The 22,215-nt window shown below is 33.4% G+C and carries 21 protein-coding genes and 1 pseudogene; 5 read left to right on the top strand and 17 right to left on the bottom strand.

Going from position 1 to position 22,215, the window contains the following annotated elements:
* Positions 1-107 precede the first annotated feature (107 nt).
* Both panC and panB read right to left on the bottom strand, forming a co-directional pair.
* Complete coding sequence (gene panC, locus LQ693_RS04840; RefSeq protein WP_107590524.1) at positions 108-950, bottom strand: pantoate--beta-alanine ligase; 843 nt, start codon at positions 948-950, stop codon at positions 108-110.
* On the bottom strand, positions 950-1,756 hold the full coding sequence (gene panB, locus LQ693_RS04835; protein WP_119651103.1) for a 3-methyl-2-oxobutanoate hydroxymethyltransferase: 807 nt from the start codon (positions 1,754-1,756) through the stop codon (positions 950-952). The genes panC and panB overlap by 1 nt, the downstream gene beginning before the upstream one ends.
* A 61-nt stretch (positions 1,757-1,817) precedes the next feature.
* Between panB and LQ693_RS04830 the strand changes: the two genes are divergently transcribed.
* Positions 1,818-2,666: an oxidoreductase gene (locus LQ693_RS04830; RefSeq protein ID WP_239703098.1), complete on the top strand. Its 849-nt coding sequence runs from the start codon at positions 1,818-1,820 to the stop codon at positions 2,664-2,666.
* A 62-nt stretch (positions 2,667-2,728) separates the two neighbouring features.
* On the opposite strand, the gene LQ693_RS04825 is transcribed toward LQ693_RS04830, so the two are convergent.
* Positions 2,729-3,274 (bottom strand): GNAT family N-acetyltransferase, encoded by a 546-nt coding sequence (locus LQ693_RS04825; protein WP_025905749.1) that lies wholly within the window; start codon positions 3,272-3,274, stop codon positions 2,729-2,731.
* 212 nt (positions 3,275-3,486) lie between these two features.
* On the opposite strand from LQ693_RS04825, the gene LQ693_RS04820 reads away from it, so the two are divergent.
* The 3 genes from LQ693_RS04820 (at position 3,487) to LQ693_RS04810 (ending at position 5,176) form a co-directional block, all read left to right on the top strand.
* On the top strand, positions 3,487-3,927 hold the full coding sequence (locus LQ693_RS04820; protein ID WP_025905747.1) for an aggregation-promoting factor C-terminal-like domain-containing protein: 441 nt from the start codon (positions 3,487-3,489) through the stop codon (positions 3,925-3,927).
* A gap of 136 nt (positions 3,928-4,063) precedes the next feature.
* A complete protein-coding gene (locus tag LQ693_RS04815; protein ID WP_239743625.1) occupies positions 4,064-4,693 on the top strand; it encodes an NAD(P)-dependent oxidoreductase in 630 nt (209 codons plus the stop codon).
* 69 nt (positions 4,694-4,762) lie between these two features.
* Positions 4,763-5,176, top strand: coding sequence for an Rrf2 family transcriptional regulator (locus LQ693_RS04810; protein ID WP_025906348.1), 414 nt, complete (start codon positions 4,763-4,765; stop codon positions 5,174-5,176).
* Positions 5,177-5,262: 86 nt separating this feature from the next.
* Here LQ693_RS04810 and LQ693_RS04805 read toward each other — a convergent pair whose 3' ends face one another.
* Positions 5,263-5,916, bottom strand: coding sequence for a CPBP family intramembrane glutamic endopeptidase (locus LQ693_RS04805; RefSeq protein WP_025906350.1), 654 nt, complete (start codon positions 5,914-5,916; stop codon positions 5,263-5,265).
* Positions 5,917-6,124: 208 nt separating this feature from the next.
* On the opposite strand from LQ693_RS04805, the gene LQ693_RS04800 reads away from it, so the two are divergent.
* Positions 6,125-7,627, top strand: a complete 1,503-nt coding sequence (locus LQ693_RS04800) for a glycosyltransferase (protein ID WP_107573019.1) — start codon at positions 6,125-6,127, stop codon at positions 7,625-7,627.
* Between the two features lie 89 nt (positions 7,628-7,716).
* Here LQ693_RS04800 and LQ693_RS13815 read toward each other — a convergent pair.
* The 13 genes and pseudogenes from LQ693_RS13815 to desA all read right to left on the bottom strand — a co-directional run.
* A pseudogene (locus LQ693_RS13815) lies at positions 7,717-8,010 on the bottom strand (DM13 domain-containing protein); the annotation flags it as partial.
* A 36-nt stretch (positions 8,011-8,046) separates the two neighbouring features.
* Positions 8,047-8,172 (bottom strand): hypothetical protein, encoded by a 126-nt coding sequence (locus LQ693_RS13810; protein WP_481817103.1) that lies wholly within the window; start codon positions 8,170-8,172, stop codon positions 8,047-8,049.
* Between the two features lie 92 nt (positions 8,173-8,264).
* Positions 8,265-8,945: a ribose-5-phosphate isomerase RpiA gene (gene rpiA / locus LQ693_RS04790; protein WP_025906354.1), complete on the bottom strand. Its 681-nt coding sequence runs from the start codon at positions 8,943-8,945 to the stop codon at positions 8,265-8,267.
* Between the two features lie 133 nt (positions 8,946-9,078).
* Positions 9,079-10,221 (bottom strand): NADH-dependent flavin oxidoreductase, encoded by a 1,143-nt coding sequence (locus LQ693_RS04785; RefSeq protein WP_025906356.1) that lies wholly within the window; start codon positions 10,219-10,221, stop codon positions 9,079-9,081.
* Positions 10,222-10,493: 272 nt separating this feature from the next.
* Positions 10,494-11,852 carry a PTS ascorbate transporter subunit IIC gene (locus LQ693_RS04780; protein ID WP_065380902.1) on the bottom strand — a complete coding sequence of 453 codons (1,359 nt, stop codon included), beginning with the start codon at positions 11,850-11,852 and terminating at the stop codon, positions 10,494-10,496.
* A 19-nt stretch (positions 11,853-11,871) separates the two neighbouring features.
* Positions 11,872-12,156: a PTS sugar transporter subunit IIB gene (locus LQ693_RS04775; protein WP_107590530.1), complete on the bottom strand. Its 285-nt coding sequence runs from the start codon at positions 12,154-12,156 to the stop codon at positions 11,872-11,874.
* Position 12,157: 1 nt separating this feature from the next.
* Entirely contained in the window at positions 12,158-12,598 is a 441-nt protein-coding gene (locus tag LQ693_RS04770; RefSeq protein ID WP_239703097.1) for a PTS sugar transporter subunit IIA, read from the bottom strand.
* Between the two features lie 2 nt (positions 12,599-12,600).
* Positions 12,601-14,544: a BglG family transcription antiterminator gene (locus LQ693_RS04765; protein WP_239732979.1), complete on the bottom strand. Its 1,944-nt coding sequence runs from the start codon at positions 14,542-14,544 to the stop codon at positions 12,601-12,603.
* A gap of 193 nt (positions 14,545-14,737) precedes the next feature.
* Positions 14,738-16,192: a glycoside hydrolase family 1 protein gene (locus LQ693_RS04760; RefSeq protein WP_107633936.1), complete on the bottom strand. Its 1,455-nt coding sequence runs from the start codon at positions 16,190-16,192 to the stop codon at positions 14,738-14,740.
* Positions 16,193-16,219: 27 nt separating this feature from the next.
* Complete coding sequence (locus LQ693_RS04755) at positions 16,220-17,647, bottom strand: 6-phospho-beta-glucosidase (RefSeq protein WP_103360901.1); 1,428 nt, start codon at positions 17,645-17,647, stop codon at positions 16,220-16,222.
* A 13-nt stretch (positions 17,648-17,660) separates the two neighbouring features.
* Positions 17,661-19,571 carry a beta-glucoside-specific PTS transporter subunit IIABC gene (locus LQ693_RS04750; protein WP_239703095.1) on the bottom strand — a complete coding sequence of 637 codons (1,911 nt, stop codon included), beginning with the start codon at positions 19,569-19,571 and terminating at the stop codon, positions 17,661-17,663.
* Between the two features lie 188 nt (positions 19,572-19,759).
* On the bottom strand, positions 19,760-20,590 hold the full coding sequence (gene licT / locus LQ693_RS13750; RefSeq protein ID WP_239703094.1) for a BglG family transcription antiterminator LicT: 831 nt from the start codon (positions 20,588-20,590) through the stop codon (positions 19,760-19,762).
* Between the two features lie 390 nt (positions 20,591-20,980).
* Positions 20,981-21,958, bottom strand: coding sequence for a Delta(5) desaturase DesA (desA, locus tag LQ693_RS04740; protein ID WP_233670670.1), 978 nt, complete (start codon positions 21,956-21,958; stop codon positions 20,981-20,983).
* Positions 21,959-22,215 lie beyond the last annotated feature (257 nt).

Below are 22,215 nucleotides of genomic sequence, written 5' to 3'. Positions count from 1 at the left end.
GAGCGTTAGAATTTCTAACGATCTTGTTTTGCAGCCTTGATCGTTAGAGCCCCATCAAAATACAAAAAAACCGATTGTGCCCCTGCACAATCGGCTTCAATACTTTCCTATATGATAATATTATCTATTAATCTTGCTTGGCTAAATTTAACGGCTAGTGAAATAAAGATTTGTCCTTCTATTGTATGTTGTTCTTCTAATTCTGGATAACTGTAAATAGCGACTTCTACTATATCTCCGCTCACGTTACTTTCTAAATATTGCGTGATGGCTTGTATTAAGACGTCACTATTTCTTTCACCTTCATCATATTTCTTCTTAGCTAATGTTAAACTTTTAGATAAATGTACGGCTTCTATTCTTTCTTGTTCTGTTAAATAGATATTTCTTGAACTTTTTGCTAGCCCATCTTCTTCTCTTACGATATCTATTGGTACGATTTGAACTGAGTGGTTAAAGTCTTCTACCATTTTTTCTATTATAGCGAGTTGTTGTGCGTCTTTTCTACCAAAGTAAGCGCGTGTTGGTTGAATAATATTAAACAACTTATTAACGACTGTGACAACACCATCAAAGTGACCTGGTCTTTTCTTACCTTCTAGCACTTGTGCTAAACGACCTACAGTAATCGTCATCTCTAGTTCTCCTGGATACATTTCTTCAACTGTTGGATGAAATACATAATCTACGCCAATTTGTTTAAGTTTCTCTAAATCAGATTCAAATGGTCTTGGGTAATCATCAAAATCTTCATTAGGTCCGAATTGTAATGGATTTACAAAAATACTCACTGCAGTTACATCATTTTCTTCTATTGATTGTTTCATCATTTTTAAATGACCATCGTGCAATGCACCCATCGTTGGTACGAGTCCTATTGTTTTACCTTGAGATTTAAATTGAGATACGATTGAATTCATATCTTTAATACGTTCTACTACTTGCGTCACTACTCTGTCTCCCCCATCACTTTCTTCTTATATGTGTGTGCTTCTGAAGGGAATGCACCACTTTTAACTTCTTCATGATATGCTTTTAGTGCATCTACACCATTTGAAAAATCACCATATTGTTTCACAAATTTAGCAATATGTTCTGAACCGTAATTTAATAAATCATGATATACCAGTACTTGACCATCTGTACCTTTTCCTGCGCCTATACCGATAACTGGAATTGTCAGTTGTTCCGTAATCACTTCAGCTAAATCACTTGGAATCGCTTCTAATACGAGCATCACTGCCCCTGCCTGTTCAACTGCTTTCGCATCTTTTATCAATTGTTCAGCTTCTCTTTTTGAACTTGCTTGTAATTTATAACCTGTAATGCCGACACTTTGAGGTGTTAAGCCTAAATGAGATACGACTGGCACACCAATTTGAGTACAACCTTGGATCAATGTCGTATGCACACCTTCGATTTTCACAGCGTTTGCTTTAGTATCTTTATACAATTGAATCGCATTTTTCATATCCGTTGTATGGTCGATACCTACTGCTCCAAAAGGTACATCAACGATTACGTAACTTTCTGGTGCACCTCTTCTAACAGCTTTCGCATGATGTATCATATCTTCCATTGTCACTTCGACTGTACTATCGTAGCCCAACACAACCATTCCTAAAGAATCGCCTACTAAAATAGTGTCTATACCTGCTGCTTCTGCTTGTTTAGCACTTGGATAATCGTATGCTGTAATCATGGATATTTTTTCTTTTTGTTCTTTCATGGACAACAATTGTTTAATGGTTTTCATCCCGTACCACCTTCTTATATTTGTTATTATGTATATATTAACATTGAAAGGAAAATAATAAATGAAAAAGTTTGGAATAATCGGTCCTGGCGCTGTGGGTACAGCCATTACATTTGCTTTAACGCAATCAAACCTTGATGTTACGCTGTTTGGAAGATCAAATGCTACAGTCTATTTCCAAGAATACAATCAAGATGTGCAACATTCATTTCCCGTTCAATCTTTAGAAGATGCACATGAAAAAGTAGATATCTTATTTATTGCTGTCAAAGCAACGCAACTCGACGCAATCATCCCGTATCTTCATCATATCCTACATGCTAATAGCGTTATTATTTTAACTCAAAATGGCTATGGACAGTTAGAAAAAATTGATCACCCACACAAATTTCATGCTGTCGTATATATAAGCGGACAAAAAGAAGGCAACGTCGTCACGCACTTTAGAGATTGGACTTTAAGATTACCTAATCACGCGCAAACATTAGATATTAAAAGTTTAACCGAAGATAGTTTACTTAATATTGAATGTCTCGAAGATTATGATCAACATGTTTGGTATAAATTAATCGTCAATTTAGGGATTAATACGGTAACTGCTCTTACGAGACAACCAGCTCGTGTACTTAAACACAATCAAATACATGCACTTTGTTACAACTTATTAGTTGAAGGTAATCGTGTCGCTAAAGCTGAAGGTATTTATTTTGATGATGATTTTGAAGAGAGCATAATGAAAATTTATGAAGGATACCCTGATGATATGGGTACAAGTATGTATTACGACATGATAAGTGAAAGACCTTTAGAAACAGCATTTATACAAGGTTATATCTACAAAGTTAGCCAAAAACACAATTTAACAACACCTTATATAGATAGTACTTATGCAGTTTTAAGTACTTATTAATGCATCCATATTAATAGCCCCTACACCACGGGAATAATGGTATAGGGGCATTTTTTATACGTTTAACTCCTATTTAATATATCTTCCATCATCAACCAACCTTTTTGATCCGTGTTGTCTGGATCATATGGTTCGAAACCATAATTTAAATACATATTAATTGCTGGATAACTCGTTGTTTGTGTCGTTAAATATACTTCTTTATGACCAAGCTCAATTATTTTGTTAAGTGCTGCACTTAATAATGGCTTTGATAATTTCTTACCTTGATATTCTGGTTTAATGGCTACGAAATGTATTCTACCCAAATGTGAGTCCGTTAAAGGTAACTGACCGAACCATGCTGTCGTCGTCCCTATTACATCACCTGATGCATTCTCAATAAATAAACATCTATATTTCATTTCTTCTATATGAGAGCCAAATTCTTTATGAAACCTTTGCAATGCTTCGTCTATATTTGAAAATTCCTCTGCAGCAGTTTCAACTTCTGCCCAAAGACGTTCGTCCCCTTCTTCAAACATTCTAATCGAATAACCTTCTGGTAATTCATATTCAGGTATGTTGTCTAAATGATTTCTAATCATCTTAAGCTTAATTCTTTCCATAATAATACACCTCTATTTCTATAAAGTTACTGTAAACGTTTCAAATTACAACTTGTCATATGCCTATTATCTTTTTAATCTGACTGTCATAAAAGAAATTTTATTTTTATTCTCCTGTAACCTATGATATCAAAAATGATGTTAGAGTGTATGAAGTAATAAAGATACAAAATTTATAAATGCTTTAAATAGCACATGGAGGATATTTTTTTATGAAGAAATTATTATTTGCAACAACAGCTGCAGCAGGAATTATTGCTTCTGGATTTGGCGCTCAAGCAGATGCAAGTGAATATACAAACTACTCTAATCAAAATACAAACTATAACTATACAACTACACAAGTCGCTCAACCGACTCAAGTAACTCAAACTACAGAATCAACTGATTCATCTAATACAAGTGAAGTATATAAAGAGTTTATCGCTGCTGGCGGTACAAAAGCATTATGGGATAACATCGTAATGCCTGAATCTAGCGGTAACCCAAATGCAGTAAATGAACTTGGCTACAGAGGTCTTGGTCAAACTAAAGAATCTTGGGGTACAGGTAGTGTTACTGAACAAACTAAAGGCATGATCAATTATGCTAAAGAACGTTACGGTTCAATCGAAGCTGCAATTGCTTTCCGTCAAGCTAACAACTGGTGGTAAGATATAAATAAACAAACTTCTGCTATGTGGATTTCCACATAGCAGTTTTTTTATACACAAAATCTTTGACAAAACCAGATATACATATTATACTCAACTTGTATCTAAATTAAATACAAGAAAGAGGTTATGTAAAATGAAAATAGGTATTATAGCAGCAAACGGTAAAGCAGGTAAATTAATTACAGAAGAAGCAATTAACAGAGGTTTAGATGTAACAGCCATCGTTCGTAACGAAAATAAAACAGTGGCAACACAATCTATTATTAAAGATATATTTGATTTAACAAGTGAAGACTTAACACAATTCGATGTTGTTGTAGATGCTTTCGGTGAAACTAGAGAAGGCAAACTTCATTTACACCAAGACTCTATTCAACATTTAAGTGATATTTTATCAAACACAAACACACGATTAATCATTATCGGAGGCGCTGGTAGTTTATACGTTGATGATCAATTAGAAAATCAACTATTCGATACACCTGATTTTCCAGAAGTATTTAAACCACTTGCAAAAGCTCAAGGTAAAGCACTTGTAGACCTTCGTAAAAGAGATGACGTACGCTGGACATTTATCAGTCCTGCAGCAGAATTCATAGCTGATGGAGAAAGAACTGGAGAATACATTTTAGCTGGGGAAGTCTTCACTTTAAACGATAAAGGTGAAAGTAAAATAAGCTATGCTGATTGCGCCATTGCATTAGTAGATGAAGCAACTGAAGGTAACCATATCCAAGAAAGAATTTCTGTATTATCAAAATAATACACATTTACTATCGCAATTCTCATCTCTCAAAGTTATAATAAATAAGGAATCTAAGAGGTGAAAAGCGTGAATACACAAATATCAGTAGCAATTCATATATTATCATTACTATCTGTGAACAAAGAACCTATATCTAGTAAATTTATAGCAGGTAGCATTAATAGTAACCCTACACTTGTAAGAAAAATATGTAAATATTTAAGAAATGGTAACTTAATCGAGAGCCAACAAGGTAAATCAGGCTATCGACTTGCTCAATCAGCAGACCAAATTTTATTAGGCGACGTTTATAAACTTATTCAAGATGAAGAGCATTTCGCTAAAATTCATCAAGACACAAATCCAGATTGTATCGTCGGACAAAATATACAGTCTGCATTAGATGATGTTTACACACAAGTAGATCAACAAATTATTGATACACTCAATCAAACATCCATATTAGATTTAACATCTAAAATGACCGAAACTGTACAGTAATTTTAATTATATAGAAAAAGCTGGAGACATCTTTAACAACAAATGGCTCCAGCTTTATTTTTGTTTAAATGAGAAACGCACGATATCTAATTAAAAAACACTAAATATATAAGAATATGTATTAAATTATTTAATCCATGCGCTACTATGGCTACTTCTAATCGATTAGTGTTTAAATAAAGTGCACCAAATAATAATCCTAATCCAAAGTAAATGATAAACTCACCTATACTTGATGGTCCATGTGACAATCCAAATAGTACGCTAGATACGATATATCCTATTAATAGATGTCCTTTAAACATCCCTTTTAGCATGAAACCTCGAAATATAAGTTCTTCAAATATTGGTCCTAGTATTACAAATATAATAATAGATATGTATAGGGGTAATATATTTAAATCTTTATATACTTCCATTTGATTTTGTGGTTGTCCTATAATTGCCGATACAGTCCAATACATAATAAGTGCTATACCTAATGTACGCAATGTATATTTGATATCTTCTTTCTTTAAAGCTTCAATTTTAATGAGTTGTAATTGGAATCTATGTATTAAATAAAGTAACAGAATAAATAATACACACCCTATTAATACAATGAACCAATTGCTTGCTAGCGCAATCGATGTATATGCACCCATGCATATTATAATGAGCAAACACGATTTCAAGGTCACATACTTCGTTTGTTCTTGAAAAATTGGCTCATTATCTTTGAATATCTGTTTCATACTCATTTATTTATCCTCATTTCAATAAATTAACAAATTCTTTTTATAAATAAATGTATTTCATTTATTATAACAAAAATTTCGAAACAATAGCGATTTATACTTTCTTTTAAAACGAACTGTTTGTAAATTTTTAACAAACTACACTAACATTACCACAAAAAATGGCGTATATTATATGTATATAAAATTTTATTTTGTAGGTGATTTCAAAGTGAACTATTTTATAGTGAATAATATCAATCATAAAATAACAGGTATAGAAAAGTCTGTCATGAATAGACTAAAACTATTTAACGATTTCAACTTGGAAGCTAAAATTATCACGTTAGCTTGGAATTCAAGTTTACATAAAAATGCCCATACGTTCGGCGTAAGTAAACAAGTCTTTTCTATGTATGATTTCTTCCAAGAATCCATCAACGTTCAAATTAATACGGTTAGAGACTGGATAGCATTCTGGGAAGATGACCTTAATTATGAGATTAAATATGTTCCTAATACAAACGATTTAAGGGTTTATCAAAATGGTACAAGAATTATATATGCAAGCTTTCGTGATTCAAACTATAAATTATTAGACTATGTTAACTATTTTGATACGAGAAATGTCAAAATGAAACGAGAATATTACGATTCTAGAGGTTTCTTAAGTCGTGTTAGATATATGCGTACGAAAGAAATGCCTGTATGTGATACGTATTTAACACCAAGTGGGAAAATAAAGCTTGAAGTTTATTTCGATCCTTATCAAGAAAAAGAAGTTGTCACACGAATAATGCTCTTTGATTATAACGCTAAAGATTATACATTTGATAATACAAATGAACTGATAGCATTCTTCTATGAACAGTTATACAAAGATGGTGACTTGTTCTTTAGCGATAAGACAGCCATCACTTCTCCACCATTTTTAATCACAGACAAAAAAGTACCGGTTATTTCTGTATTACACAGTACACATGTGAAAAACAACAATGATATTGAAGGTTCAGATATTAAAAATATTTATAACTGTGTCTTTAATCATTTAGACCGTTTTTCTGGCATTTTAGTATCTACTGTTCAACAAAAGAAAGATGTAGAGAAACGTATTCAATCGAAAATACCTGTCTTTAATATTCCAGTTGGATATGCTCAACAAAAAGAAGCGAATTTCACACCAGTTGTGCCTCATGGTCCTCTGAAATTAATGTCTATAGCACGATATGCACCTGAGAAACAACTTGATCATCAAATTCGACTCATCAATAAACTGAAAGACGATTTCGATCAAATTGAACTTCATTTATTTGGATTTGGTGGCGAATTGAATAAACTAAAAGAATTAACGGATTCATTAAACTTAGAAAACCATATTAAATTCCGTGGATTTATACCTAACATTACTAATGAGATGCATCACTTTCATGCGAGCATGATTACAAGTAATATGGAAGGATTTTCGTTGGCATTACTGGAATCTTTATCTAATGGATTACCTGCGATCAGTTATGACATCCCTTATGGACCAAGTGAACTGATTGTTAACGGTAAAAATGGTTATCTTGTTCCTAGAAATGATGAAGACAAACTTTATGAAACCATTAAGTCTTATTTAAGTAATCCTGACCTGCAAAAAACATTCCGAGATACCTGTATGACGGAATCACAAAAATATGCACAAAGTGAAATTATTAAGAAATGGCTTCATTTATTAGGTGAAGTAACATCATAAATTCAAACAAGAACCCCCAATTCATCATTCTGAATTGGGAGTGTAAAATAAACTGTGTAAGTAGAGAACGTACGACTCTACTTCACAGTTTATTTTACACTCCCTAATTTAGCACTACCGAATACAACATGTGCTTTATCACAATAAATTGTCACTTCATTATATTTAGATGTGTCCATGTCTTTTAAATCAAATGTTTGTTCCACCTTATCGTAGTCTACTTTATCAATTTTCATTCCTTTTTTAACATCGCCATCTTTAGTTAAATAAACATGTAAGTCAGGTCCTTTTGATGATTTGAAATCTGTTAACATTAATTTACTATCTTTAATCATTGCTTTACCTTCTACTTTTTCACCATTCATAGATTCAAACATACCAGACATTATCATGTCTTTCATGTTTTCTTTACTCATGTCTTAATCTTTCATTTCAGTTTTCGTATCCATCTTATCGTCTTTATGCATATCATTATTACCACATGCACCTAATAATATAGTTGTTGTTAATGCAAATGCTCCAAATGTTGTTTTAGTTAAGTTCATTTAACACATCTCCTCTTTAGTTGATATGTTAAGTTTATGCCCTATATCATCAATAAACCATTAACTGTTTATTAACTACTATGAACTCATTATTAATTCTCGATTATAACGACACTTTGCGTTTCAGAACGACTCATGAATACTTTTTTCGTCATATTAATAAATAATCCAGTCTCTACAACGCCTATAATAGATATTAAATCTTGATTTAATTGTTCTGGATGATGAATCTCTCCAAACTCACAATCTAATATGTAATGATCGTTGTCTGTCACATATACATTTGAATCTTTCATTCGCAATGTCGCTTGGCAACCTAAACTTTCAATTGCACGTGCTGTGATTTCCCATCCAAAAGGCACAACTTCTACTGGTAGCTTAAACTTACCTAACGTCTTAACGTATTTCGTTTCATCTATAATCACAATAAAATTATCCGTTGCATTCGCAACAATTTTTTCACGTAGTAGCGCACCACCGCCACCTTTAATCAATTGAAGATTTTCATCCACTTCATCAGCACCATCTATAACTAAATCTAAATGGCTCACTTCTGAAAAATCAGTAAGCGGAATTTGATGAATACGCGTTAATTCAGCAGTATCTTCAGATGTTGGTACACCTTTAATTTGAAGGCCATTTTTAACACGTTCACCTAACTTCTCTATTGCATAACGCATAGTTGAACCTGTACCAATTCCTATCGTCATACCATCTTGAATATCATTAACCGCTTCATAAGCAACTTCTCTCTTTAGCTCATTTTGATTCACGTTGTACACCTCATTCAATTTTTCAATTATTGTTTCAAGTTTAACACACCAAAAATATATGTTCAGAGTACAAAAAAGCTGAGGCAATCAAATGCCTCAGCTAATCAAAACTATATATATATAAAATTATGGATTATTTAGTTTGAGAAGTTTCTTGATCAGTTCTTGGTAATGGGTAGAAACCTGCTACAAACTGTTTCCATAATGGGTCTGGTAAATCATGTTTATCTACTCTTTCAGGATCGAATACAGAAACGATTTCGTCTTCTTTTCCTTGTTCGATTTTTGAAACGAATTGGTAATCAAGTAACAATTCTCTACCAAGTGCAATAAGTGGTGCACCTGTTTCAATTGCTGATAATGCATCGTCAGCAGTAAAGATTGAACCAATTCCTATTAATGGCACACGACCATTTATCCATTCTAATAATAATTTAATACGTTCTTCACCTTTATATTGACCTTCTCTTGTTGTTGAATGAATATCCATTAATGATACATGTAAGTAATCAAGTGGTTTTTCAGATAAAGTCTTAACAAGTTGTTCTGTTAATTCCATAGAAATACCTGGAGATTCTACTTCTTCAGGAGAGAAGCGATAACCTACGATAAAGTCAGGTGTTGCATGTTCACGTACAACTTTAAGTACAGCATCAACAACTGCTAAAGGATATTTAATATGTTCGCCCCACTCATCATCTCTTCTGTTGTAGTATGGTGAGAAGAATTGATGAATTAAATAATGGTTCGCACCATGAATTTCAACACCGTCAAAGCCAGCTTCAATTGCTATTTTAGTAGCGTTAGCGAAAGATTCAATAGTATGTTCAATTTCTTCTACAGTTAATGCTCTCGCAACATGTGTTTCTTGTTGTCCGAAGCCTTTCACTTCAACTTCACTAGGAGCAGCCGCTTCACCAGTTGGCGTTAATCCAGGTAATGACATCGCACCACCATGATGGATTTGAATTAAAGCTTTCGCACCATTTTTCTTCATAACTTCAGCTTGTTTCTTAAGCCCAGCAAGATCCGCTTCTTTAGAAACAGAAGGTTGTCCAGGAAAAGCTTGGCCAAGCGGTTCAACATAACTCGCAGCAGTAATAGAAATACCTACATCTTGAGAACGTTTTTCTATATATGGAATTTCAATATCAGAAATCGTACCATCTTCATTTGATGAAACATGTGTTAATGGCGCAAGCACAAATCTATTCTTTACTTCCACACCATTCGGTAATTTTAAAGATTTAAATAAAGGTTCATATTTTTTGTTCATTTTCAATAACTCCTCCTTATGAAATAACACTATACCACCATCAGAAAATAACATGCCAATTAAATGCTTATAGAAATGGTATGAAATAGAATTTTTTGATCAACTCGTGAGTTTATTGAGCCTTTAACTCACATCTTCAGCGATCTTGTGTGTTCACTCCACCTTTAACTCACATCTTCGGCCATCACATATACCTATTAACTCCCAACACACGAAAAAACTGAACTTAATTTAATAAGTTCAGTTTTTCCTATTATATCCTAAGCCTTTTTCTACTTTTCTTCGGATAGTTTTTTATTTGTACGTTGTTGTAATAATACGGCTACTGCTCCAATGATAACGATGATTGCAATAACGCCTGCGATCCCTAAGAATTTCGCGATATAACCGACTACAATTCCGACTGCTAAGAAGTCTGTGTCTGAGAACGTAGTGGATGCTGCGCCTAAATCACCCATGAATGGTAATAGTAATAATGGTAAGAATGTTACTAAGATACCATTTAATGCTGAACCTGCGATTGCACCTTTAATACCACCTCTTGCATTACCGAACACACCTGCTGTTGCACCTAAGAAGAAGTGTGGGACAACGCCTGGTAATATAACGACGCCACCAATTAAGAACATAATAAACATACCGATGACACCTGTAATGAAACTTACAAAGAATCCAATTAATACTGCATTTTGTGCATAAGGAAATACGATAGGACAGTCTAATGCTGGTTTCGTATTTGGTACAAGCTTTTCAGAAATACCTTTAAATGCTGGTACAATTTCAGCTAAGATCAGTCTAACACCTGTTAAAATGATAAACACCCCTGCAGCAAATGTCACACCTTGAATAACAGAGAAGACAATAAAGTTAGTGCCATCACTTAATTCAGAATGAACGAAACTTGGACCTGCAAATAGTGCTGCTATGATATATAGAACAATCATTGTTAGTGAGATACTGATTGTACTTTCTCTTAAGAAACTCAATCCTTTAGGGAAGTTAATATCTTCTGTTGATTTTGATTTCCCAGAAAATAATTTACCGACTTCACCTGCAGCCCAATAACTAACTGTTCCAAAGTGACCAATTGCCACTTGATCAGAACCCGTAATTTTCTTCATTGTAGATTGACCAAGTGCAGGTAATACAGCCATAATTAATCCTAAAATAATAGATCCCATAACAACTGTCATCGTACCTGTAATGTTACCAACAGTTAGAAGAATCGCTAGAAACGCTGCCATGTAAAATGTATGATGCCCTGTTAAGAAAATGTATTTCAAGTTCGTAAATCTTGCTATAAATATGTTCACAAGCATACCGAACATCATAATTAATGCTGCTGTTGTACCATAATCTTTCAGCGCAATTGATATAATGGCTTCGTTATTTGGCACGACGCCTTGAACACCAAATGCTTCTTGAAACATTTTTCCAAAAGGTTCTAGTGAATTTGTTACAACGCCTGCCCCAGCACTTAAGACTAGGAATCCGAGTATCGTTTTAATTGTGCCTGACGTAATGTCTGCTGCTGATTTCTTCTGTACAATTAACCCGATTAACGCGATAAGTGCTACGAGTATAGCTGGTTGACTAAATACATCTACAAAAAATCCTAAAATTGAATTCATGTTGGTGTCTCCCCTTTGCTTATAATATGTTCAATCCTTTTAATTTTTCTTCAAGTTTGTTTTGTAATTCTTCTTTGTCTAAAATATTATCTAGCACAACTACTTCACCTAAACGTTGCGCATTCTCTTCTAAGTCTCTTCCACAAATAAATATATCTGCCATATCTGGACTAGCCGTCATAATATCACTGTGCTCTATTTCAATATCAGATGGTGCTTGTAAATTCTTCAAAGCTTCTTGAGCATTCATTTCTACCATGAAACTACTTCCTAAACCGTGTCCGCACACTACTAAAATTTTCATATTAATCATTCTCCTTAAATATATTGATAATTTCTGACTTACTGTTTGCGTCAATCAATGATTGAACTGTTTCTTTGTCGCTTAAAATTGTTGCTAATTTCCTTAAAATTTCAAGATGTGCTTCGTTATCAATTGCACTTAAAACAAATATTAACGATGCATAATGGCTATTATCCGAGAAATTAATATGTTCATTTAATTTAAGTAAGCTTAACCCTACTTTATGAACATCATCATTCGGTCTTGCATGAACAATCGCAATCTCTGGCGCAATAACAATGTATGGTCCCATATCATGCACACTTTGAATCATTGAATTGATATAAGCTTGATTAAAATAACCCACTTCCAATAATGGCTGAGCTGCAATTTGAATACTCTCTTCCCAATTGGATACTTTTTCTCTAATTTGAATGTGTTCTTCTTTTATAATCAAGGTCAAATTTAGACACTCTCCTCACTTTGGCTTGCTTTTTTTATGAGTTGTCGTATTACTGCTTTGTCGCCTTTCATTAATTCTGCCCTTGCGTCTTCATCCATAATGATTTGACTCAACTGACCAAGTGCATTCAAATGTATTTGTGGTTGGCTCGTCGCAAGTGTAATCACAACTTTTACAGGATCAAATCGGTCATGACCGAAGTCTATGCCATCCTCGAAATGTGTAATAGACATGCTGACCGGCACATTTACATTTTCAAAATTCGAATGCAGTAAAGCAATATTCGGACCAATGACCATATACGGTCCAAATTTATCTAAATGCATCATAATATCGGTACCATATTGAGCATTTACATGGTTTGAATTCACCAACATTGCAACACTCTTTTGGATGGCTTCATTTCTACTTCCAGCTTTCACATGTGTTTCGATATGTTCTTCTGGAATGACATCTTTTAAACTCGGACCGACCGTTTTGAAACTGAATATATATCGTTCTCTATAATCATTAATCATTTCATTGATCTTGTTTCTATCATCTTTATTCAAGAATGGTGACACTTCTATCGTTGGCACTGAAAAACCTTCTACTGGAACGGTCGAAAGTATATAATCTACACCGTGTGATTTAAGAAAACTTTCTGAAATGTCATATATTGAAAAGGCATCTAATATTTCTAACTCTGGGTAAATATTTTTTATTCGGCTTTTCAACAATTGTGATGTTCCAACGCCAGAACCACATAATAAGATGACTTTAATATGTGTTGTTTCTTCGTTAGACATGCGTTCTATTGAAGAAGCAATATGGAGTGCTAAATATGCAATTTCATCTTCGTTAAATTTAACGTGATAGGCTTCTTCAAATATCCAAACTTGTTGTTTAATTGCTAAAACTACTTCATAATACTCTCTTAATATCTCTTGCTTTAGAGGATTTTCATGTTGCATATTGAATGACATGCGATGAATTGCCGGTTGTAAATGTGTGACAAGTCCTGTTATCAATTTATGATCATGCATAAGCGGAACACCTATCTGAGCACTGATTTTTTGAATAAATAATTTCGATAGTTCCGTTATATTCTGTTGTGATTGTTCTTGATGATACTTGTTTACACGTGCACCTAATAAATGCAAAGTTATAAATGCCGCTTCACTTTTAGGAAATACGATATCAAATAACTTTTCTAACTCAGCAGTCATTTGAATGGCAATTTGAAATGCCTCTGTCTTACGCAGCCGCTCATACTCTTCATCAGGGATTTCAAATACAAATTCTGCTTTGGCACGATGAATCGCAATAATAATGTGATATATTAAGCCATCAATACCAACTTGAACTAATTGAAAATCTTGATTATTAATGGTCGTAATCACAGCTCGTCGTATTTTCTCAAGCTCTTCTTTCGAGAATACTTCAATACCAATTTGTGCAGTAGATTTCTTAAAGTATTCATTCACCACATGCGCATACGCTTCTCTGAGTTGCTTTTCATTACCTTCAATTACAAAGCCTTTATTCTTTTTATATTCCAGCATAAGCCCGTATGTTTCTAACCAAGCTTGAACACTTTTCAAATCATCTACAACTGTTCGTCGTGATACATTTAACAAATCTGCTAAACTTTGAGAACTGATTCGATGTGTAGATTCAAATAATCTTAGAATAATCTGTTCTTTTCTTTCATTCTTGGAATAATGAATATCTAACTCAACATCAGATGATGCCATGTAGCTTTCTTTATGTGATAATTTGACGCCTAAACTTTTATTTCTTTCAACATCAATATTCAATTTGTCTTTAAACGATTCGATATACTCTAAATCATATTGAATCGTACGTTCACTCACTTGAAATAAAGATGTTAATTCAGAAATCGTGACGAAGTTGTTCTCAGATGATAAATAAGACAATATATTTCTCTGTCGTTTACTCAGCAATCAAATAACCTCCCTGTATTTATTGTAAGCGTTTACTGATTGTTATAGATGTGTAATCTACTTCGTTATATAATCCGAAACATTTCACATCAATGCAACTGATTGCATTATTGCATAAAAAATCCGCATAATCTGATTGTGGTCAGATTATGCGGATATTCATTAAATCAGCTATAAAGTTGTACATACAATGCTATAATTGCGCGCCGTTTGTTGAGATAACGCCTTTATACCAGTCGAAAGAATCTTTTTTAGACCTATTGCCTGTTCCGTTACCATCGTCATCTTTATCGACATATATAAATCCGTAACGTTTACTCATCTCACTTGTAGACATAGATACTAAATCGATTGGGCCCCATGCTAAGTAGCCTATTAAATCTACACCGTCTTGTACGGCTTTTTTCATTTCTTGTATATGTTTTTGTAAATAATCTATTCTATAAGTATCGTGAATGCTTCCGTCTTCTTCTACGACGTCTTTCGCACCTAATCCATTTTCTACGATGAATAATGGTTTATGATATCTATCCCAAAATTCATTTAGCACGATACGGAGTCCTATTGGATCTATTTGCCAACCCCAATCTGATGCTTCCAAGTATGGATTTTTCAAACTATTCATCAAGTTGCCTTCTGTTACTTCTCCTTCTTCACTGTTTGCGGATAATAACGACATATAATAACTAAATGAAATATAATCTACTGTATATGCTTTAAGAGTTTCTAAGTCACCGTCTTCAATATTTAATGAAAAATCATTTTCTTTTAAAAATTGTTTATAGTAGTTTGGATATTCTCCTAACGCATGAACATCTGTATAAAGTAGATTCATTTGATCTTCTTGCATAGCTTTTAGTACATCTTCTGGATTACATGTATATGGATAATGTTTCATTCTCGCTAACATACAACCAATTTGTGCATCTGCATCAATTTCTCTAAGTGCTTTTGTTGCTAAACTAGATGCTAATAATTGATGATGTAACGCTTGATATGATGCTTCTGTCGGATTCTCTAACTTATCTGAAATGATACCGCCACCTGTAAATGGTGAAATATTAATAATATTGATTTCGTTAAATGTCATCCAATATTTCACTAAACCTTTATATCGATTAAACACAGTTTTAGCATAATGTTCAAAATGTCCAACCACTGCGCGATCTACCCATCCATTATATCGCTCTGTTAAACCATATGGCGTTTCATAGTGACTCAAAGTGACAACAGGTTCGATATTATATGATTTTAATGTTTTGAACACATTCTCATAAAATGCTAATCCCGCTTCATTTGGTTCTTCTTCATATCCTTTAGGGAAAATTCTAGACCAATGAATAGATAGTCTAAATGCTTTAAATCCCATTTCAGCTAATAATTTAATATCCTCTTCATAACGATGATAAAAATCAATACCTTCTCTTTTAGGGAATCGACCGGTATGTTCACCACTCAACACTTTCTGAATATGTTCAGTTGTCACTTCCATATGATTATCTTTCGTTCTTTGATCTTTCGGAATATATTCTACAAAGTCCGCGCTTGATAAACCTTTACCATCTTCATCAAATGCACCTTCTATTTGATTGGCTGCCGTTGCGCCACCCCATAAAAAGCCTTCTTTAAACCCAGTGTTCGTCTCCATATTCATTACTCCTTTAATAGTTGAAATTTAATAGCTTAAGTCTTCACCATTTGTTTGGATCACTTTTTGATACCAATAGAATGAATCTTTAGGTGTACGGTCTAAAGTACCGTTACCTCGATTATCACGATCAACATAGATAAAGCCATAACGTTTCTTCATTTCTCCGCTTCCAGCTGAAACAAGATCAATACAACCCCAAGACGTATAACCTAATAATTCAACACCATCTTTAACCGCTTCAATCATCTGGTCTAAATGTTCACTTAAATATTTAATTCGATATTCATCATGAATCTTACCGTCTTCAGTTACTTCATCTTTCGCACCAAGTCCATTTTCTACAATAAATAATGGCTTTTGGTAGCGATCATAAATTTGATTCATTGTAACGCGTAAACCTACTGGGTCAATTTGCCAACCCCAATCAGAAGCTTCTAAGTAAGGATTCTTTAATGATGCAAATGCGTTGCCGGCACCTTTTTGTTTATTAACTTCTTCATCGCCACTTTCTAATCTGCTTGAATAGTACGAGAATGAAATAAAATCGACAGTATGTGCTTTTAATATTTCTGCATCGCCTTGTTCTTGTTGAATCTCTACACCTAATTCTTCAAACATGCGTTTACTATAACTTGGATATTCACCTCTTGATTGCACATCAATAAAGATATATTGTTCTCTATTTTTCTGAAGTGCTGCTAACATATCTTGAGGATGACAAGTATTTGGATAAACTTCTCCAGCAGCTAACATACAACCAATTTGGAAATCTGGATTAATTTCTTTACCGACTTTAGTAGCAAGACTTGAACCAACTAATAAATGATGTGCAGCCTGATATTTAATTTGTTCAGCATTAGCTTCATCTTCAATAATGAGCCCACCACCAATATAAGGTATATGTAAAATCATGTTGATTTCGTTATGTGTTAACCAATATTTCACTTTATCTTTGTAACGGTCAAATACAACTCGACTGTAGTTCACAAAGAAATCAATCGTTTTTCTGTTATACCAGCCACCGTATTCTTGAGCTAAATAAAGTGGTGTATCAAAATGATTTAATGTTACTAAAGGTTCAATGTCGTAAGCTTTTAAAGTGTCGAACACTTTATCATAAAAAGCTAAGCCTTGTTCATTTGGTTCAGCTTCGTCACCTTTCGGGAAAATTCTTGGCCATGAAATAGACATTCTCAACACTTTATAGCCCATTTCTGCAAATAGTTTAATATCTTCTTCATAACGATGATAAAAATCAATCGATTCATGACTTGGGTAGTAATCAAATGTTCCTTTTAAACCTTTAGCTGGATTGAATAATGGAATTTGTCTTTCTTCTCCTGCTGGTAGAACATCCACTAAACTTAATCCTTTACCATCTACATCATATGCACCTTCACATTGATTGGCTGCTACTGCGCCACCCCATAAGAAATCTTTACTTAAACTCATTTCAAATCCTCCTCTATAAAATAACCGTTAATATATGTTTACCTGATTCAATCGTTTGATGATCTTCAAGAACGACATCTTTTGCTAAATTTGAATTTGTGACAACAACTGGAATTACTGTATCGTATCCTTCTTGCTTAATTGCTTCTCTATCGAATTCAATTAAAGGTTGTCCGATTTCAACTGTTTCTCCTTGTGATACAAGCGGCTTGAAATACTTGCCTTCTAATTTAACTGTATCAATACCAATATGAATCAATACTTCAGCACCGTTGTCTGATTTTAATCCAATTGCATGACCAGTCGGGAATAAACTTTCGACAACACCATTAAATGGTGCCACAACAACATTGCTATCCGGTTCAATCGCAATACCTTTACCCATTGCTAAAGATGAAAAGACAGGATCTTGAATCGTTGTTAAATCTACAATATTACCTGATACTGGTGATTCTACTAATACATCATTTACGACTGCTTCTTGTGCAGTTTCTCCAGCGTCAGCACCTTTATCGATTGTTGCTTCTTTCTTATCACTATGCGTTAAATAACCGACAATTAAACCAAGTATCACTGCTGAACCCGTTGCGATTAATGACATCCAGAATGCCATATCTAAACCTGCTTTGCCTATAAATGTTGTATATCCGAAAATACCAAGTCCACCCATAAAGAACATTTTCGTACCTGCCCAACCGATCATAGCGCCAGTTATACCTGCCACTATACAGCTATAAATAAATGGTTTCTTTCTAGGTAAAGTAATACCATAAATAGCAGGCTCTGTTACGCCAAAGATACCTGACACAAATGCTGGAATACTTAAAGATTTAAGTTGTTTATTCTTTGTTCTAAAGAAAATACCTAACACAATACCTGTTTGAGCAAATGAAGCTGAAAATGTTAAAGGTATAATAATATCGAAACCTGATGTTGAAATATTATTAATGGCAATGGCTACTAGTCCCCAATGTAAACCGAAGATAACAAGGACTTGCCAGAATGCACCTAACAATAATCCAGCAAATAATGGGCTAAAGTTATATAAAACTATTGCACCTGCACCAATTAAATTGGCTGCCCATGAAGAGATAGGTCCAATAATTAAGAACGTTAATGGCACAATAATAATTAATGTAAAGAATGGTACTAAGAACGTCTTCACGACATCTGGTATAACTTTCTTCAAGAATTTCTCTAATTTAGATGCAAAGAATACTGAGAACACAATTGGAATAACACTTTGTGTATAAGTCATTGATATGACTGGGATGCCTAAAAATGTTAAAGCACTTTCTGATTCAAAGAATGTGCCACTAAAGAGCATCGTTGCATTTTCATTACCTAACGCCATCGCACTTACAAGTGTTGGATAAACAAGTGCTGCACCTAATGCCATACCAATAAACTGATTAGAGCCAAATTTTTTCGCTGCTGTTAAACCTAAGAATATTGGGAAGAAGTAGAATAATGCATCACCAATTGCATGCATGATTTGATATGTTCCCGACTTTTCAGTAAGCCAACCAATTGCTAAAAATAGTGCTGCAAAACCTTTAATCATCCCCGCTGCAGCTAACACGCCTAAAATTGGTTGGAATATACCTGAAATCAAATCAATAAAGCGATTAAATAGTGATCCGTTGCTTGATGAACTACCACTAGAAGCACCATCACTCATATTTGCTTCTTTACGAACTGCATCATATACATCTGGAACGTGATTACCAATTACAACTTGATATTGGCCACCCGATTCCATGACCGTCACAATACCTTCTTTATTCTTTAAATATTCTGTATCAGCTTTCCCCGTATCTTTCAGCTGAAATCTTAATCTTGTAATACAATGTGTTAAAGAATTGATATTTTCTTTACCACCGACTTTCTCTACGATATCTTTTGCTAACGCTTCATACTTCATTTAAATCCCTCCATTTTCATAGAAAAAAACCCAGAATAATACATACGAATCCCAATGTTCGTTATGCATTACTCTGGGTTTTGCCTACTTAAAGTTACAATCCCAAACAGCAATTTGACTTGCCGTTTAAAGTAATTGTTTATTAATTTAAATTTATTATAACGCTTACATTTTATTTGTCAACGCTTTCATGAAGATTTTAATAATCGAGCAATATGTAAAATAAGATAAACCCTTTCGTCATTAGATAAATCGTGATTATAATTTCTTTTTAGAAAATCACCAATTTTATCGACACAACGGTTGGATTCGCTATATTTTCTCTGTAAAGATGCCAATAAAGATATATCCATCACTTCTTCTAAACTTTCAGAATTAATTAATCGTTGACTGAAGAATTTTAAATGTGTAATAAAACGCGCGTAACTTAATTCTTCTTCAGAAACATCTAAATTAAAGTGATATCTTACAAGATTTACAATACTCTGGGTGATTTTTGTAATTTCATAAACGTTTGAGATAGACTCGTTCATATTCGCGTTTACGATATGCATCGCGATAAAGCCAGCTTCGTCTTTAGGCATATCGAGATTAAAATGTTTAGCTACTCTATCAATACCGAACAAACCAATTTTATATTCATCTGGATATAATCGCTTAATTTCATAAAGCAATGGATTATTAATAACTGTCCCTTCTTTATGACGTTTAATTGCATAATTAATATGATCCGTTAACGCTATGTAAATAGATTCAGACAATGGTTCCTTACAAAGTTTATTTGCTTCAACAATAATTTCCTGAGAAATGAGTAACACATCATCATCTAATTCTTTAATTAAAGTAAGCATTCTCTCTTGTTCATCACTCGTCATTCTAAAAATCTTATCAATTTTATCTTTCTCAATCGCCTGGCCATTCTTCTTCCCAAAAGCAATACCAGCCCCCATAACAATGCGCTCTTCCCCATTAATCTTAGAAATCACAACATTGTTATTTAAGATTTTCGTAATCTTCACGACATTCACCCTTCCAATAAATGTACTGACTTTTCAATTAATTATCATTATAGCAAGAATTAAAAATAATGAAATAATTTATATAGTTGTTTTAATTCATTTCTTATATTTTTGGTGAGTCTTTGCCTGGGGATTATATAAGGTCATATGGGGGCGTTGTGAACACTTTCGACCAAACTTGTTCGTAACAGGGGTGTTAGTTACAAAAGTCGGCTGAAGTGTCACTATGAGCAGCCTTAATTACAAAACTACTGAGAATTGTAATTACTGAGATCCTTATTTGCACTTCTTACCAAAATTGCTAATAACGGCACTAGTATTTGCACTTCTCACCAAACTTGCTAATAAAAAAACGGGACATGCTCAATGTCCCGTTTCAAATCATTACTTTTACGCATGTGTTCTCTTAAATCTTAAAGTATATTCTTTAAAAGTAATGAAGCATTTATTTTTCTCGTCATATAATTTATATTTCAGTGATTCTAAACTCTCTTTAATTGTTATGGTTGTTGCGTGATGTAATGGTGGTGTCTTTTCGTGTGCTTGTTCTAATTGATAGTTTGGAATTCTTGGACTTAAATGATGAACATGATGGTAGCCAATGTTCCCTGTCATCCATTGAAATACTTTTGGTAATTTATAATATGAACTGCCTTCTATAGCGGCTTTTACATAATCCCACTCTGATGATTCTTCGAAATATGAATCTTCAAATGTATGTTGAATATAAAATAACCAAATACCTAACATACCTGCAATGAACAGCATTGGTAGAAATACAAGTACAAATGGAACTGCACCTACAATAAAGAAAATACCGACATAAAAAACTAGCAAGATTATATTATGCAACCAAGTGTTACGTTTTTCTTTAGCTTTCGCATCTTTAGCATTCATTCTGTTTGAAATAAACATAAGGAATATTGGTCCTAAAATAAACATCACAAACGGATGTCTATACATTCTATATTTAAATTGAGTGAACTTTGAAGCTTCATGATATTCTTCAATAGTCATAACCCAAATATCACCAATACCACGCTTTTCTAAATTCCCGCTACTCGTATGATGTATAATATGCTCTCTTCTCCATTTTTCATATGGGAAGAATGTTAATAACCCAGTTATATTTCCTAACAAATCATTGTTCTTTTTCTTACTCAAAAATGATCCGTGGCAACAATCGTGAAAAATGATAAATGTTCTAATAATAAAACCAGATGCCAATACACCACATAGGACCGATAATGACCAATGTAATTGATAACTTACCAGGCCAACAACAATAAGCACAATTAATGGGATGATTGTGTTTATAATTTGAATTGTACTTTTCTTTAAATTGTTATTTTCAAATGGTTTAACCATTTTTCGAAGTAACCTTTTCTTTTCTTTTTCGATGATTTACACTTCCTTTTTATTCAATAAATATAAAAAAAGAATCACTTGAATGAATCAAGTACTTCCATCTCTATTAATCATGATATAGCATATTTACAAGCTTTACAAACAAAAAATAAACCCAATAAAACGATTACTATACTACTAAAATTTATTTTATTATAATAACAAATTATAACTTGGTCATAACAGTTGATATACATACTATATTCATCATCGGATAC

Origin of the sequence: Mammaliicoccus sp. B-M6, assembly GCF_022386965.1 — a bacterium.
Taxonomy (GTDB): Bacteria; Bacillota; Bacilli; order Staphylococcales; family Staphylococcaceae; genus Mammaliicoccus; species Mammaliicoccus sciuri_A.
Note: the sequence above shows the minus strand (reverse complement) of the source record. Positions and strands in the feature narration are given on the sequence as shown.